We start from the raw sequence: 15399 nt of genomic DNA, 5'->3' as shown, positions 1-15399 counted from the left end.
CCACAATCTGTGGACAGCTTCGTGCGCGGATGAGAAAGGTGCACGGGTTCGAACTGGCGTCCGAACCCGTGCACCCATCTGGCAGGTACTCGCCTGCATTGGCCCCTAGCGCGGGTGCCCTACCAGGCGAGACCAGTCACCCACGGCGGGCGTCGCAGGCCTGGGCTGCCGCGGCCCGCTGGGCGTTGCTCAGCCGCTCGGATACCAAGCGGCGCAGCGCGGGGGCCGCGTCGGCATTCTCCTCCAGCCACTGCTCGGTGCGCGCGACCAGGTCGACGCCGAGACCCAGGCCGTTGAGCGGGGCAGGGTAGACGAGGTTGACGAAGTTCTGCGAAAACTCCAGGGTCCGGTTCTCCCACTGGTTGAGGAGCTCCCCGAAGTAACGATCCACGTAGGGCACGAGCAATTCCGGATCGCCCTCGGTGAAGCCCCAGCCCAGCGCGCGCTGGACGGAGTTGGACGTCTTCCCGCCCACGATGTCCTCCCAGGCGCGCTCCTTGGCCCCGGCCCGCGAGATCGAGGCCCTGGCCCGCGCCGCACCCGCGGCACCCGATGCCGTGTTATCGCGTTCGGCGAGCTCGGCGGCGATCGTCTCCTCGTCAACCCAGCCAGCCGCGGCCAGGCGGCGAAGGATGACCCAGCGGAAGTTGGCGTCCACGGCTAGACCTGCCGGGACGTCGTCGTCGGAAAGCCACCCGGCCACACGATCCAGCTGCTCGGATCCGCTCATCGTCACCGCCGCCATCGCGATCTGCAGCTGGCGGTCCGAGCCAGGCTCGGTGGTTGCTAGAATCTCGAACAGGCGGGCCGCCACCTTCTTCTTGAGCTCCGGGCGCTTCGCCGGCGCCGAGTACAGATCGGTGGCCATCTGGAGTTGAGAGAGCAGGTAGCGCAAGACCGTACCGTGATCCTCGGTCTCGAGCGCGGTCAAAGCGAGTGCCACGTAGTCGGTGGCGGCTAGCTCGGCGTCGCGGCACATGTTCCACATGGAGGCCAACACGAGCGTACGCGGAAGGCGCTCGGTGAAAGCGTTAATGTGGTCGCGTGCGGTGGCGGCAGAACGTTCGTCAAGGCGAACCTTGGCGTAGGCGAGGTCGCCGTCGTTAATGAGGATGAGGTCCGGGCGAACGACGCCGGCCAGCTCGCTCACCTCGGTCAGCTCGCCGTCGACGTCGAGCTCGTGGGTGAAGACCCGCTCGAGCTTGCCGTCCTTGAGGCTGTAACCGCCGACGCCGATGCGATGCGGGCGCAAGGAGGCGTGCTCGTCACAGGTCTGGCGGATGGCGAAGGACTTGATCGTCTCCCCGTCCGCCTCGATGACGGGGGTGAGAGTGTTGATGCCGGCCTCCTCCAGCCACAACTTCGACCACGCCTTGAGGTCGCGCCCGGAGGCGGCCTCCAACTCCACCAGGAGGTCCTCCAGGGTGGCGTTGCCCCAGGCCTTCTTCTTCAGGTACCGCGAGACCCCCGTCATGAATTCGTCGTAGCCGACGTATGCCACGAGCTGCTGGAAAACGGAAGCGCCCTTGCCGTAGGTGATGCCGTCGAAGTTGACCATCACGTCCTCCAGATCGCGGATCTCGGCCGCGATCGGGTGGGTGGAGGGCAGCTGATCCTGAGCCTGCGCCCACACCTTCTCCGAGGCGTTGAACGTCACCCAGGCTTCCGTCCAGCGGGTGGCCTTCGCGGTGGCCACGTGGCTCATAAACTCGGCGAACGACTCGTTCAGCCACAGGTCGTTCCACCACTTCATCGTCACCAGGTCTCCGAACCACATGTGGGCCAGCTCGTGGAGAATCGTGATCGCACGGCGTTCCACGAGGGCGGCGGTGGGGCGGGAGCGGAAGACGTAGTCGTCGAGGATAGTCACGCAGCCGGGGTGCTCCATGGCGCCGGCGTTGTATTCCGGTACGAAGATCTGATCGTACTTGCGGAACGGGTAGGGCACGTCGAACGCGTTCTCGAAGAACTCCATGCCCCGGACAGTGATGTCGAGGCACTCATCGACGTCGAGGTACTCGCCAAGTGAAGCGCGGGCGTACACACCCATCGGGATTACGCGCCCGTCGGTGGAGGTGTAGCTGCCCGTCCCGCCCACGTAGGGGCCGGCAATAATCGCGGTGAGGTAGGTGGAGATACGCTCGGTGGGCGTGAACTCCCAGCGTGCCACGCCGTCGCCGAGCGAGGTGGGTTCCGGGGTTGGCGAGACGGAAAAGACTTTCCACTGCTCGGGCGCGTCGACCACGAAGGTGAACTGCGCCTTCAAATCGGGCTGTTCGAAATTGGCGTACACGCGCCGCGCGTCAGGTACCTCGAACTGAGAGTAGAGGTAGACCTGGCCGTCCGCCGGGTCGACGGCGTGGTGCAGGCCCTCGCCCGTGTGTGAGAAGGGGCAGATCGCTTCCACGTACAGCTCGTTATCGGCCGCAAGATTCGGCAGCGGTATGCGCGAATCGGCATACGAATCGACGGGGAGCTCCTCGCCGTTGAGGCGGATCGCCACAACCTCCTGAGCGATGAGGTCGATGAATGAGGACGCGCCGGGGGTGGCGGTGAAACGCACCGTCGTCGCCGAACGGAACGTCTCCTCTCCAGTAAGGTCGAGCTCGACCCGGTAGGTCTCGGTCTGGATGAGTTGCGCGCGCTCTTCGGCTTCTGCGCGCGTGAGGTTGGTTCCGGGCATGGTGTCCTTTCTCCCGCTGATCATAGGCCTGAGAACAAGGATACTCAGGCGGGGCGCCGCGTCCCAAAGCGCCGATTCGCCGCTGGCGTAGCTGAGGCGGGAGACGGGCGGAGGGAGGGAAGAATGGAGCCATGAGCGATAACGTAGATTTCTGGTTTGACCCGTCCTGCCCGTGGACCTGGATCACCTCCCGCTGGTTGGTGGAGGTCTCCGGCTTGCGCGACCTTAGTATCACCTGGCATTCATTCTCACTGTGGGAGCTCAACCGCGGCCGCGAACTTGACCCCGGCTACCGCGCCCACATCGACGAGATCCGCGGCTTCTCGCGCGTGTCCATGGGTGTCGAGCTCGAGGCGCCGGAGCGGCTTGCGCAGTTCTACACCGAGCTGGGAAGCGCCATCCACACTAACAAGATGCCCAAGGACGACGCCGCCCTCGCCGCCGCGCTGGAGGCAACCGGCCTCGACGCCGCCATCCTCGACCGGGCCAACGCCGGCGAATACGATGAGGCGCTGGCCGCCTCCACCCGCGCCGCGCTCGACAAGGTGGGCGACGACGTCGGGGTGCCGGTCATCGCCGTCGGCCCCACGGCCTTTTTCGGACCTGTCATGTCGCCCGCCCCGCACGGGGAGGCGGCCGCCCGCGCCTGGGACGGCACGCTCGCGCTCGCCACGACCCCGGGGTTCTTCGAACTTAAGCGCTCGCGGGATGTCGGGCCCATCTTCGACTAGGGCCAGGCTCGACTAGAGCACGGCCGGGACGTTGAGAATGCGGTAGTGGCCGGGGGAGGCTCGCGAGCCACCCCCGGCCACTACCGCGCCGGCTTTGGCGACGCGTGCCGGCCACGCGCTACCAGATGCGCACCCGCTCCTCGGGCGCGAGGTAGAGTTCGTCGCCCTCGGATACGCCGAATTCCTCGGCGAAGGCGTCGATGTTCTTCACCACGCCGTTGCAGCGGAACTCGGAGGGGGAGTGCGGGTCGATTGCCAGGAGGTTGATGGCGATCTCATCGCGGCACTTGTTCTTCCAGATCCGCGCCCAGTTGAGGAAGACGCGCTGGCGGCCGGTGTAGCCCTCGATCACGGGAGCCTGCGAGCTGGAGGGGTAGCCCTCGCGCCGCATCGCGATGTCGTAGGCTCTGAGCGCGATCGACAGGCCGCCTAGGTCGCCGATGTTCTCCCCGAGGGTAAGCGAGCCGTTGACGTGGTGCGGCGTGCCGGCAAGCTGGACGGGGACGTAGACGTCGTACTGGCCAACCAGCGAGGCGGTCCGCTTCTCGAACTCGGCCCGGTCCTGGTCGGTCCACCAGTTCTTTAGCCGCCCCTCGCCGTCGTACTTCGAACCCTGGTCGTCAAAGGCGTGGCCGATCTCGTGGCCGATCACGGCTCCAATTCCGCCATAGTTGTAGGCCGGGTCCGCCTCGGCGTCGAAGAACGGGGGCTGGAGGATGGCCGCCGGGAAGACGATCTCGTTGGCCACCGGGTTGTAGTAGGCGTTGACGGTCTGCGGATTCATGAACCATTCGCCGCGGTCGACGGGCGTGCCGAGCTTGCTGATCTGCCTGTCGGACTCAAACTTCTGCGCCGCACGCACGTTCGCAACCAGGGAGTCCGTGATCTCCAGCGCGGCGTAGTCGCGCCACGTGTCCGGGTAGCCAATCTTGGTCACGGTAGTGGCGAGCTTGGCCAGCGCCTTCTCGCGCGTCGCGTCGGTCATCCACTCCAACGTCGAAATTGAGTCATGGTAGGCCGCCAGCAGATCCTCCACCAGCTGCTCCATGAGCTCCTTGTGATGGGGCGGGAAGTGGCGTTCCACGTACAGCTTGCCCACGGCCTCGCCGAGCGTGGCGTCGACGAGGGAGACTGCGCGCTTCCAGCGATCGCGCATCTCGGTCGCCCCGGAAAGCACCTTGCCGAAAAAGTTGAAGTTGGTCTGCGCGATGTCCTGGCTCAGGTACGGGGCCCGCGCCCGGATCACGTTCCACGTCAAGTATGTCTTTAGCTGGTCAATATCGGCGCCCGCCCACTCGCGTGCGAAACCGGCGAGGGCGTCCGGCATCATGACGAGGAAGGTCGGAGCCTGCTCGCGCGTGAGGCCAAGCCCGCTAAACGCCGTCGTCCAACCGAAGCCCGGTGCGGCCTCAAGCAGTTCCTCCCAGCTCAGCACGTTGTTCGTCTTGTCCGAGTCGCGCGAATCGACCGCACTCATGTGGTGGGATGCGAGCCGGGACTCGACGTCGTAAATGACGTCGGCCGCGGCCTTCGCCTCGGCGTCGTTCACGCCCGTGGCCAGCGCGTAGAGCGTGGGGATGAAGTCCTTGAACAGCTCGCGGAACTGCTCATACTGCTGCTCGCGGTAGAAGGCCTCATCCGGCAGGCTCAGCCCGGACTGGTAGAGCCAGGAGATGTACTCGGAGGGATTGTTGCGATCCGCGGAGACCTCCAAGCCGAAGGGCATCGCCACCCCTACCTGGTACAGGCGCCCGACCACATGCTCGAGCTCTTCCTTCGTGGTCGCCGCGTCAATGAGCGCGAAATCCTCCACCAGCGGGGAGGCACCCAGGCCATTAATCCGGTCCTCGTCCATAAAGGAGTCGTAGAGGGCCGCGATCTTGCGTTCCTCGTCCCCGGCCTGCCCGGCCTGAACGTGGGCGACGGCGTCTAGGATGATCTCGTGGACGGCGGCCTCGGACTCAAGGCGCAGATCCGTGAATCCGCCGGTCTGTGACTGGTCGGCAGGGATCTGAGCAGTTGCCAGCCACGTTCCATTGACGTGACGGAAGAGGTCGTCCTGTGGGCGAACGCTTGCGTCGATGCCGTCGATGATGTCTTTCGTCGTGTTATCCATTCCACCAGTGTAATTGCCAACGCGCGAAGAAAGCACACCTGCGCGGACTAAACCGGTCTCCCGGCGAACACGGCTCGGTATACTCTAACCATGCGTATACACATTGCCGCGGACCATGCGGGTTTTGAGTTGAAGGAACACCTGATCGAGCACCTGACAGCGGCCGGTCACGACGTCGTCGACCACGGCTACAAGGAGTACGACAAGCTGGACGCCTATCCGCCCGTCTGCTTCGCCGCGGGCGAGGCCGTCGTCGCCGATCCCGGCTCGCTCGGCATCGTCATCGGTGGCTCGGGCAACGGCGAGCAGATGGCGGCGAACAAGGTGCGTGGCGTGCGCGCGGCCCTCGTGTGGAACGCGTCCACCGCAGAGCTCGCCCGCGAGCACAACAACGCCAACGTCATGTCACTTGGCGCCCGCCAGCACACGCTGGAAGAGGCCACGCGCTTCGTCGACATCTTCCTCGCCACCGGCTACGACCCGGCCTCGCGCCACCAGTCGCGCATCGATATGCTGAGCGACTACGAGGCCGGCGAACGCTAGTCGCGCGTCCTCGGCAACCGCCGACCCATCAGGCCCGCCACGGGTGCTCGGGCCGAGGCTGGAATCCAACTGGCTGACAAGCGAAGGCCCCCAACCGATAGGGATGGGGGCCTTCGCCATATCCGGGCCCGCCGTTCGGCAGCGCGCCCGGATAGGGGCTAGATGTAGATCGCGGGGTCGATGAGGTGCTCGGTGGTGCGCTTCTCGCGCGTCTTGGCGGGAATCCCCACCGCGACGTTGCCCGCCGGTACGTCCCGCACGACGACGGCGTTCGCCCCCACGGCGGCGTCGTCGCCAATCTCGATCGGGCCGAGCACCTTCGCGCCCGAACCGATCGTGACCCGGTTGCCCACCGTGGGGTGGCGCTTGCCGGGGTTCATGGACGTGCCGCCGAGGGTGGTGCCGTGGAAGATGACCACGTCCTCACCCACCTCGGCGGTCTCGCCGATGACCACCCCCATGCCGTGGTCGATGAACAGACGCCGGCCGAGCTTGGCCGCCGGGTGAATCTCGATGCCCGTGATCGCACGCGCCGTCTGGGTGATCAGGCGTGCGGGGAGCTTGAGGCGGTCGCTTTTGTTCCACATGGCGTGCGCGATGCGGTAAGCCCACACGGCGTGTACGCCCGGGTAGGTGAGGAACACCTCGAGCTCGGAGCGGGCCGCCGGGTCGTTGTCGACCGCGGCGCGCAGGTCTTCGCCCATCTTCTTCCATAGGCTGGGGTTCGTCATCGTCTTCTCGTTATTCTCGGGTCCTGTTCGCTTCTGACGCTGGTTTTACGGTCTAGTCGACGAGGCCCTCGAACAGCGGGGTGGACAGGTAGCGTTCGCCGAAGTCGGGAACGATCGCCACGATCGTTTTGCCGGTGTTCTCCGGGCGGGCTGCCAGTTCGGCCGCCGCCTTGAGGGCCGCACCGGAGGAGATGCCGACGAGCAGCCCCTCTTCGTGAGCGACGCGGCGGGCCATCTCGATCGCGTCGGGCGAGGTAACGGCTATCACCTCGTCGTAGAGCTCGGTGTCGAGCACATCGGGCACAAAGTTCGCACCGATGCCCTGGATACCGTGCGGGCCGGCCTTACCCTCGGACAGGAGCGGGGACTCGGCGGGCTCAACCGCCACGATCTTGATCTCGGGGTTCTGCTTGCGCAGGTAGGTGCCGGCGCCGGTGAGGGTGCCGCCGGTGCCGATGCCAGCCACGAAGATATCGACCTTGCTCTCAGTGGCCTGCCAGATCTCCGGGCCGGTGGTCGCCTCATGCTTGGCCGGGTTGGCCGGGTTGGCAAACTGGGAGGCGAGGATGGAGCCGGGGCGCTCGGCCGCGATCTCCTGGGCGCGTTCGACGGCGCCCTTCATGCCCTTGGCCGGCTCGGTCAGTTCCAGTTCCGCGCCGAAGCCGCGCAGCAGCGCACGACGCTCTTTCGACATCGACGCCGGCATCGTCAGGACAACCTTGTAGCCGCGCGCTGCACCCACCCAGGCCAGCGCGATACCGGTGTTACCCGACGTCGCCTCCACGATCGTGCCCCCCGGCTTGAGCTGGCCGGATGCCTCCGCGGCGTCGACGATCGCCACGCCGACGCGGTCCTTGACGGAGTTGGCCGGGTTGTAAAACTCGAGCTTGGCCAGCACCTGGGCCTGATCGGTTGAGACGATGCGATTCATGCGGACGAGGGGAGTGTTGCCGATGAGTTCAGTAGCGTTGTTGTAAATCATTGTTCTTCCTTCACACGGGCGACCTGTGCCCACGGGTCTTCAGATGGTTTGTAGAAAAGCTCTTGCGGGGAGCTACCCGAGGTGACACACATGCCCACATGAAAAGGGCACCAAGCTACGGCATGCCACCTTATCGACACTCACAGCAACACATCGGTGCGGTCATCATCATCAGGACCGTCCTTTCCGAGGTTGCCATGCGCGAGTCATGTATGTGAAAGTTCAACAGTTTCAGTTTACTTTTTTCGGCGCGGCAGTCAATGTGGGGCTCACCATGTGGGCAACGTCCCAGCCGGCACGTCCCTCACGACGACGCCGACCTCCTCCACCAGCGCCGCCCCCGCGCTGAGCTCGGCCACCTCCTGGGCGAAGCCGTCTTCCCCGGCCACGTCAATATGGACCCGGGTTGGCCCGTACTCCGTGCCCACCACGTCATAGCCCCGCCCGCGCAGGTCCGCCTCGAGCTTGCCGGCCCTCGCGTGCATAGCCGAAACCCGCATGAGCGGGCGGGTGGTGCGGTAGGTGACCGGCTCGCCGGAGAGCACCGCCCGCACGGCGTCGGAGTAGGCCCGCACGAGCCCGCCCGTGCCCAGTAGCGTGCCGCCGAAGTAGCGCACCACGACCACGGCCACGTCCATCAGCTCATGCCCGGTGAGCACGTCGAGCATGGGCCGTCCGGCGGTACCGGAGGGCTCGCCGTCGTCGGAGGAGTGGAGGATCGGCTGTGCACCGGGCACCGAGACGACGTAGGCGGAGCAGTGGTGACGGGCGTCGGGGAATTCGGAGCGCGCGTCGGCGAGGAGCGCGCGGGCTTCCTCGACAGAGGACACCGGGCGGGCGAGCGCAATAAAGCGAGAACGCTTGATCTCGATTTCCGCGCGGCCGGGGCGGGTGAGGCGAAGTTCGGTCATGGCGCTATTATTGCAGTGTTTCGTAGCACAGTTGCACCCACCCATGTGGCTTTCGTGGCCCGCGGTGGGTATTATCGAACGTTGTCTGCTCGGAGGTTTACCTCCGAATCAAGGGGTGGCCACGCGGCCACATGAGTATCGAAAGGAGCGGAAGGACATGGCAGTTCCTAAGCGCAAGATGTCCCGTAGCAACACCCGCTCTCGCCGCTCCCAGTGGAAGGCTAAGCTGACCGAGCTTCAGCCTGTTCGCGTTGGTGGCGTTGAGAAGCGCATCCCCCGTCGTCTGGCGAAGGCCGCGCAGAAGGGTCTTGTTGACTAAGACTAAGGCTTGACAAGAGTGGGGCTCTCCCGGTGGGAGGGCCCCATTCTTATGCCCGGTTGGCGGCTCGGGGTCTGGGCGCGGTTGGCGGCCTGGGCGCGGTTGGCGGCCCGGGCGAGCAGCCACCGGTTCGCGGGCGCCGCTCCCATCCAGCGCGGGGCTGATGCATGACTGGTGAGGCGTTAGAATTGAGGGATCAAGACACTAAGGAGTGACATGTCCAAGACCATCGCCGCCGCTGCGGTTCTCCTGCTCGCCCTCGTCGGCTGTTCACAGTCTGATGGCACCCCGTCCGCCACCGACACCGCTTCCGAAACAAGCGTTGAGGAAACGACCGCGGCTCCCACCGGCGACGATTCTGCCAGTGCTTCTGCGCAGGATCCGACCGACGCCGCCGGCAACAATCTTCCCGTCGCCACCGAGGCCGACGGCGACATGACGCGTTACACCCTAGCGAACGGCATGCTCTCCATCGAGCTCCCTACGGCCTGGGGCCAGCCGGATGAGACGACCGAGGAAGTCCCGATCTCCATCTTCAAGGAGGACGCCGGAGCATTCGTTGCCGTGACCGAGATCGGCCCGGCGGCGCTCCTACCCGACACTGAGGAATACGCCCAGGCCCTCCTCGACAACCTCAGCCTTAAGGATGGTGACGTGACCCACAAGGGAACCGTCCAGCTCAACGGTGGCACAGCCGAACGCTTCGACATGTCCATCTCGGGTTCGAAAGCCTCGATCTACTCCGTAATCCTTGGCAACACCGCCTATGAGATCACGCTACTGGATAGCGGTGATAACGCGGAGGTATTCCAGACCATCATCGATTCCGTCCTCATCAACCAGAAGTAAGTTCCACACCCGATGCGCAAGACTACCGCCACTCTCCTCGTCCTCCTACTCGCTGGCTGCGGCACCACCGGGGCCAGCGACTCGACCTCGGAGCCGACCACGGTCACCAGCTCCGCTAGTGCAACGACGTCGTCGGAACCGAGCCCCGAGCCGACACCGCAAGAAACCACCGAGCCTTCGGATCTGAGCACGCAGGCCGAGGGGGACAACATCATCTACCGCTTCGCGAAGGATAAGTTCTCCCTCGCAGTCCCGGCGACATGGAAGAGCGTGGTCGACAGCTCACGGGCGTTCCCCGTGGCACTGGCCAATGAGGACGGCAGCCAGCGCATCGTCGTCGGCGAAATTGGCTCAGTGGACCTCATGCCCGCCGCCGACGTCTACGCCACTCTCCTCGCCGAAAAGCTGGGGCTTGACGCCGGACAGGTGGCCTACCTCGGTCAACAGTATCTAGGCAGGGAGCCGGCCCCGGCATACCAGGTGATAGGGGATGGCTACGTCGCCAACCTCTACCTGGTGACCGTGAACGGCACGCTGTATGAGGTGAGCGTGCGCGGTAGCGACAACGCAGCTCTCCAGCGGGCATTGGATATCGCCGCGTCGGTGGAGATCTCGTAAGCTCCGTGGGCTCTTCCCGCAGAGGCCTAGTCGAAAGGCTCACCTGCGCGTGTGCCGGCGGCGCGGGCGAGTCAGCTGAGCGGCATCGACCAGTGGGCGCGTAGCGGCCGGAACCCGTGCCGCGACCACAGCGGGCCTGACAACGGGTTGCCCGCCGCGTAGCTGATAAACAGAGCGTCGACGCCCTGAGCTGCAGCGAAGCGTTCGCCTGCCTGGAGCATGGCGCTCGCGATTCCCCTGCCGCGAAGTGTGGGCTCCGTCCATGCGAAGGATACGTAGGCGCTTGTCCCGACGTCGACCCCGTTGCTCCACCAAGGCTCTTGGCTAGGGGACACGATCACGAGGGCGGCGTCGAGACTCTGACCCTCGCCACGGAGGACCTGCGTCCACCCGGCGCCCGCCCGCACGGCCGCCTCGGCGTCCTTACGTATGAAATCGCGCAGGCCATCGCGGATGATTCCGTACATGAACGACGTGTCAAACATAGCAAGTTTGAAAAGAGCGGTGGTTAGCGGGTCGACGTCGTCGGGGCCAGGGGCGTCGAAGAGCTTGACTTGCGCGCTCTGCCCGGCGGGATCCTGAGCGTGTACGGGTGGATCTGCGATGGTAGCGAGTTGTTTGAGACCGTCCACCGCCAGGAGTCGAAATCCGGCTCTAGCGGCTGCGGTGGCGAGTTCGGCGTCTTGGGCGGGAAGGACCAGGCTGATGTGGCGGTCGTCGTCAGGGATAGGGCGGTCAGCGCGGGCCGTGCGGGCGTCGTGGCGGCGCGCCTCGGCGATAGCTAGACGCAAGGTCTCGACAACGTCGGAGTCGGTTGCGGCGGCGCCTACCCGAAGCGTGATGTCGTGACAGACTCGCGTGGCCCACATTGCGGCGGGCGTATCGGTTGGAAAGGTAGACGTGGTGACCACCGCGGCCGCGTTAGCGCATGCAGGCACGACGACCGTGCCGGGGCTAACGCTGGGCACAGGCAGAGGCGCCCACACGGCATCGATCGCGCGCAGACGAGCGGAGTGCTCGGCAGTGAGGCGTGCGAGGAGGTCGGTGTACATGTCGGCTCCAAGCGTGAGACGGAAGGTGATGCCGATGATGAGCAAGATTCCTTGCCCATCGCGATCATGGTAACCCACAATGATATCCTGAAGTGCAGTGCTATCCGGGGTTTGGTGTGGTCGGGGTAGCGGGATTTGAACCCACGACCTTCCGCTCCCAAAGCGGACGCGCTACCAAACTGCGCTATACCCCGTAGCCATACGGCCCTCTTCATCTTAAGGGAGGCCCGGGTCTTATACGAATCAGCGTCGATGAGCATCATCTCACGAGCAATGCCTTTTGAGAAATGTGGCGGGCTTGCTAAGATCAACTGGTCACTTAGGGTGATGTGCGAGTGTAGCTTAATGGTAAAGCCTCTGCCTTCCAAGCAGATGACGCGGGTTCGATTCCCGTCACTCGCTCCAATTAGACCTCGGATGTGATAAGTCCGGGGTCTTTGCGTTTGCGGGTGTTTGGCTGGTGTTAGGCGCGTTGCCCATTGGGGGGTGTGAGCGTTTGGCCAGTGTTTGGTGAGTGTCTGACTAGTGTTTGGCGGGTTGGGTTTTCGCGTCAAAAATGCCCGCCATCGGAACACCGATGACGGGCCTGGGAAGGATTAAGAACTCGCGCGTTATAGGGTGACTTCGATTTCGTGGCCGGACTTGAAAATGAAGCGGATGAGTCCAGCCGCGATGATGGCATGGCTGACGAGTGCGTTGAACTGGCGTGGCTCGAAGTGTTGGAGCGGCTCGGTAGTCAAGAGTTCCTCGTAGGCAGCGAGGATGCTTGTCCGGCGCGAGGAGCGTTGGGTGATCTCAGCTTCGAGAGCATCCTTCTTTGCTAGGGTGCGCTTGTAGGTGGCTTCGGTTTTCTCGAAGCGCGCCAGGTACTCAGCCTGGTCTTGGACCCTGGACTGGTTGTCCGCGATCAGGCGTTCGAATTCCTCCTCAAGTGCTGTAATCGTGGTCTGAAGTTGCTTGACTTCGGCTTTCAGCGCGCTGGTGTCGAAGGCTCGTGTGATGGCCTGCTTCATCCGCGCCGTGGTTCCTAGTTCCTGGTTGAGCTCAGCAAGGGCTTGGAGGAACGCATCCTGGATCTGCTCGTCACGTAGTGCGGGCGTGGTGCAGGTGTTATCCCCGTCGTACTTGTGGTTGCACCGCCAGATGGTGTGCTTGTACTTCGTGTTCGATGCCCATACTTTGCGCCCGTACCATCCTCCGCAATCCGCGCACTTCAGGCGTGATCCGAATAGGCCGGTCTTGGATGCGCCTGTCTTGCGCTCCCCTTTGCTGTGGCGGGTGGCAAGTTCGACTTGGACCTGGTCCCAAACCCTTGGTTCGATAATGGGCTCGTGGTGGCCTTCGACATAGTACTGGGGTACCTCGCCTTCGTTTTTCTTCACTTGCTTGGTCAGGAAGTCCGCCACATAGGTTTTCTGCAGCAGCACATCGCCGCGGTACTTCTCATTGGACAGGATCGAGCGGATCGTGGTCGATGCCCAGGTTTTGTTGCCGCGTGAGGTGAGATGGCCTTCGGATTCAAGGATGTGTTTAATCTCGAGCAGGGAGTGGCCGTCAAGGAAGAGCTGGTAGATGCGTCGCACGGTGGGTGCTTGGCTCTCGTCGATCGCTAGGCCCCCGTCCTCGCCTTTCTTGTATCCCAGCAGGCTGGCGTAAGGGATGATGGCCTTACCTTGGGCGAAACGACGTCGGTGCCCCCAGGTCACGTTCTCACTGATCGAGCGAGATTCTTCTTGCGCCAATGAACTCATGATGGTGATCAGGAGTTCGCCTTTGGCATCCAGGGTCCAGATGTTTTCTTTCTCGAAGTACACCTCCACACCGGCTTCTTTCAGGGCCCTCACCGTGGTCAGGGAGTCGACGGTGTTACGGGCGAAACGGGACACGCTCTTAGTCAGGATCAGGTCGATTCTTCCGGCCAGGGCGTCGGTGACCATGTTCTGGAATCCCTCACGATGCTTGGTGGAAGTACCACTGATGCCTTCGTCGGCGTAGACCTTGACGAACTCCCAGTCGGGTCGGCCTTGAATGTAGGTGGTGTAGTAGTCCACCTGTGCCTGGTAGGAGGACTGCTGCTCTTCCATGTCGGTGGACACGCGCGCATAGGCTGCGACCCTCCGGCGTGCCAGGGCGGGTGCTTGCGGCCCAGAGATACGTGGCTTGGCTGGGATTGTGGTGATGGTGGGCATCAGTTCTCCTCCCCGAGTGTGATGGTGTGAACCCTGCCGTCCTCTAGCGTCACCACGGCTTGCCGGTTCGGGCTGATGGTGATGGTGCGAACTTGCTCAAGGACAGCGTCGTTTTCCCATTCACCCAGATCGAGCACACAGGTGATTGCGCGGCGTAGTTCGGTTTCTCGTACTTGGGGCGCGTGGCAAGGGTTGCCCTTGCCCCGGGTAGCGGTTTCACACCACCAGAACTTGTACGACACATGCCGTCGGGTTTTGGTTCGCCGGTGAAAACGCCTGCCACATATGCTGCAGTAGACCCGGTGGGTCAGTGCGCCGGTGCCTCCTGTCGGGGTGAGCGCCCGGCCTCCTGACGCGCGCCGTCGTGCGAGCTCGGCTTGAGTACGCTCCCAGGTTTCCTCACTGATGATGGGCGGGTTGGTTCCCTGGACCCAGTAGCGTGGCAGCACCCCATCGTTCGGGATGCGTTTGCCTCCGGGGTCGGCGCAGTAGGTGGCTTGAAGCATTTCATTGCCTACGTAGCGGGGGTTTTCCAGTCACGTGCGAATGACGGAGCCGAGGAACAGGCCTCCCTCACGAGCACGGTGACCCTCGCTGTTGAGTCGGTCAGCGATCTTTTCCGGGCTCGTGCCGGCTAGGTAATCGGCGAAGATGCGCCGGATGATGGAGGCTTCGTCATCGTTGATTACGAGCTGACCCCCGCGCCAGGTGTATCCGTAAATCCGGTGGGAGTTGGTGATGCCTTGTTCGTAGCGTTTGCGAATCGACCATTTGACGTTCTCGCTGATCGAGCGGGACTCTTCCTGAGCGAATGACGCCAGGAGGGTCAGGAGCAGTTCCCCATCACTGGACAAGGAATGAATGTTTTCCCGCTCGAAGCGCACCTCCACTCCCAGCGTCTTGAGCTCACGTACCGTCGCCAGTAGATCCACCGTGTTGCGCGCGAACCGAGAGATGCTCTTGGTCAGAATGATGTCGATCTTGCCCGCTCTGGCATCACGCATGAGCTGGTTGAACTGCTGCCGATGACGCGTTGAGGTGCCGGTGATGCCGTTATCGGCATACACGCCAGCAAACACCCAGCCAGGCGTGGCCCCGATGATCTGGTTGTAGTAGGACACCTGCGCGGACAAGGATTTGAAACTGTGGTCGTTCTCAGTTGAGACCCTGCAATACGCAGCGACCCGGGCAAGCCGTGGCTGTCGGCTGGCGGTGTGCCTTGTTATCACTTCCAACGTCTTCCTCCTTTTTCTTCACTTCCATACACGCTCTATAAGCCCGTGATATCAAGTCAAAGTCGGAATAGAGCTGAGGGTGTAGACAGGCTGGTATTCGTTGACGAGCTCTAAATGAATCCGGTCTGCTTCTTCAACCGTGATAGCCCCGATAGCGGTCATAGTGGCCAGGTGAGCGCGGTCGAGAAGGAACGCCAGTTCGCTTGCGAACCGGCCAGGATCAGCCATCGCGTCATCCACTTCGACAGCTGAGTGGCTGATCATGACCGGCCACCCTTGGTAGCGAAGCGGGCCCGGACGTAACACGAGTGCGAGCAGTACTTCTGCCGCTTCTTCGCACTGATGAAGTCCTTGCCGCACGCCTGGCATGGGCGCGCGTGCTCGGAGGCGCGCTGGTGTTTGTCATTCCACGCACTCCAACGACATGATGCACAGCAAAA

Annotated in this window: 14 protein-coding genes, 2 tRNA genes and 1 pseudogene; 6 read left to right on the top strand and 11 right to left on the bottom strand. The window is 63.7% G+C overall.

The window, feature by feature from the left end; translation table 11 throughout:
* Nucleotides 1–136: 136 nt before the first annotated feature.
* Nucleotides 137–2683: an aminopeptidase N gene (gene pepN, locus J2S45_RS07710; protein ID WP_307635017.1), complete on the bottom strand. Its 2547-nt coding sequence runs from the start codon at nucleotides 2681–2683 to the stop codon at nucleotides 137–139.
* 131 nt (nucleotides 2684–2814) lie between these two features.
* Between pepN and J2S45_RS07705 the strand changes: the two genes are divergently transcribed.
* Complete coding sequence (locus J2S45_RS07705) at nucleotides 2815–3414, top strand: mycothiol-dependent nitroreductase Rv2466c family protein (protein WP_307635016.1); 600 nt, start codon at nucleotides 2815–2817, stop codon at nucleotides 3412–3414.
* Between the two features lie 118 nt (nucleotides 3415–3532).
* Here the strand turns inward: J2S45_RS07705 and J2S45_RS07700 are convergent, their stop codons facing one another.
* Nucleotides 3533–5530: a M13 family metallopeptidase gene (locus tag J2S45_RS07700; RefSeq protein ID WP_307635015.1), complete on the bottom strand. Its 1998-nt coding sequence runs from the start codon at nucleotides 5528–5530 to the stop codon at nucleotides 3533–3535.
* A gap of 90 nt (nucleotides 5531–5620) precedes the next feature.
* On the opposite strand from J2S45_RS07700, the gene J2S45_RS07695 reads away from it, so the two are divergent.
* Nucleotides 5621–6073, top strand: a complete 453-nt coding sequence (locus J2S45_RS07695; RefSeq protein WP_270975178.1) for a ribose-5-phosphate isomerase — start codon at nucleotides 5621–5623, stop codon at nucleotides 6071–6073.
* A gap of 158 nt (nucleotides 6074–6231) precedes the next feature.
* On the opposite strand, the gene epsC is transcribed toward J2S45_RS07695, so the two are convergent.
* From epsC to J2S45_RS07680, 3 genes are all read right to left on the bottom strand, one after another.
* A complete protein-coding gene (gene epsC / locus J2S45_RS07690) occupies nucleotides 6232–6804 on the bottom strand; it encodes a serine O-acetyltransferase EpsC (RefSeq protein WP_296929225.1) in 573 nt (190 codons plus the stop codon).
* A gap of 52 nt (nucleotides 6805–6856) precedes the next feature.
* Nucleotides 6857–7786, bottom strand: coding sequence for a cysteine synthase A (gene cysK, locus J2S45_RS07685; RefSeq protein ID WP_307635014.1), 930 nt, complete (start codon nucleotides 7784–7786; stop codon nucleotides 6857–6859).
* A gap of 269 nt (nucleotides 7787–8055) precedes the next feature.
* Nucleotides 8056–8697, bottom strand: coding sequence for an IMPACT family protein (locus tag J2S45_RS07680; protein ID WP_307635013.1), 642 nt, complete (start codon nucleotides 8695–8697; stop codon nucleotides 8056–8058).
* 157 nt (nucleotides 8698–8854) lie between these two features.
* Between J2S45_RS07680 and rpmF the strand changes: the two genes are divergently transcribed.
* The 3 genes from rpmF to J2S45_RS07665 all read left to right on the top strand — a co-directional run bounded on the left by rpmF (nucleotide 8855) and on the right by J2S45_RS07665 (nucleotide 10483).
* Nucleotides 8855–9016: a 50S ribosomal protein L32 gene (rpmF, locus tag J2S45_RS07675; protein WP_270975182.1), complete on the top strand. Its 162-nt coding sequence runs from the start codon at nucleotides 8855–8857 to the stop codon at nucleotides 9014–9016.
* Between the two features lie 216 nt (nucleotides 9017–9232).
* Entirely contained in the window at nucleotides 9233–9865 is a 633-nt protein-coding gene (locus J2S45_RS07670) for a hypothetical protein (protein WP_307635012.1), read from the top strand.
* A gap of 12 nt (nucleotides 9866–9877) precedes the next feature.
* Nucleotides 9878–10483, top strand: coding sequence for a hypothetical protein (locus J2S45_RS07665; protein WP_307635011.1), 606 nt, complete (start codon nucleotides 9878–9880; stop codon nucleotides 10481–10483).
* 71 nt (nucleotides 10484–10554) lie between these two features.
* Here the strand turns inward: J2S45_RS07665 and J2S45_RS07660 are convergent, their stop codons facing one another.
* A complete protein-coding gene (locus J2S45_RS07660; RefSeq protein WP_307635010.1) occupies nucleotides 10555–11613 on the bottom strand; it encodes a GNAT family N-acetyltransferase in 1059 nt (352 codons plus the stop codon).
* Between the two features lie 39 nt (nucleotides 11614–11652).
* Nucleotides 11653–11729: transfer RNA gene (locus J2S45_RS07655), tRNA-Pro, on the bottom strand.
* Nucleotides 11730–11866: 137 nt separating this feature from the next.
* Between J2S45_RS07655 and J2S45_RS07650 the strand changes: the two genes are divergently transcribed.
* Nucleotides 11867–11940: transfer RNA gene (locus J2S45_RS07650), tRNA-Gly, on the top strand.
* Nucleotides 11941–12146: 206 nt separating this feature from the next.
* Here the strand turns inward: J2S45_RS07650 and J2S45_RS07645 are convergent.
* The 4 genes and pseudogenes from J2S45_RS07645 to J2S45_RS07630 all read right to left on the bottom strand — a co-directional run bounded on the left by J2S45_RS07645 (nucleotide 12147) and on the right by J2S45_RS07630 (nucleotide 15223).
* Nucleotides 12147–13724 (bottom strand): recombinase family protein, encoded by a 1578-nt coding sequence (locus J2S45_RS07645; RefSeq protein WP_278787612.1) that lies wholly within the window; start codon nucleotides 13722–13724, stop codon nucleotides 12147–12149.
* Nucleotides 13724–14035: a zinc ribbon domain-containing protein gene (locus J2S45_RS07640; protein ID WP_307635440.1), complete on the bottom strand. Its 312-nt coding sequence runs from the start codon at nucleotides 14033–14035 to the stop codon at nucleotides 13724–13726. The genes J2S45_RS07645 and J2S45_RS07640 overlap by 1 nt, the downstream gene beginning before the upstream one ends.
* Nucleotides 14036–14095: 60 nt before the next feature.
* Nucleotides 14096–14953: pseudogene (locus J2S45_RS07635) on the bottom strand (recombinase family protein); the annotation flags it as partial.
* 57 nt (nucleotides 14954–15010) lie between these two features.
* Complete coding sequence (locus tag J2S45_RS07630; protein ID WP_278787611.1) at nucleotides 15011–15223, bottom strand: hypothetical protein; 213 nt, start codon at nucleotides 15221–15223, stop codon at nucleotides 15011–15013.
* Nucleotides 15224–15399: the final 176 nt, after the last annotated feature.

It is taken from the genome of Trueperella abortisuis, from assembly GCF_030811095.1.
In the GTDB taxonomy this organism is placed as follows: Bacteria; Actinomycetota; Actinomycetes; order Actinomycetales; family Actinomycetaceae; genus Trueperella; species Trueperella abortisuis.
This window is presented reverse-complemented; position numbering and strand designations above follow the sequence as displayed.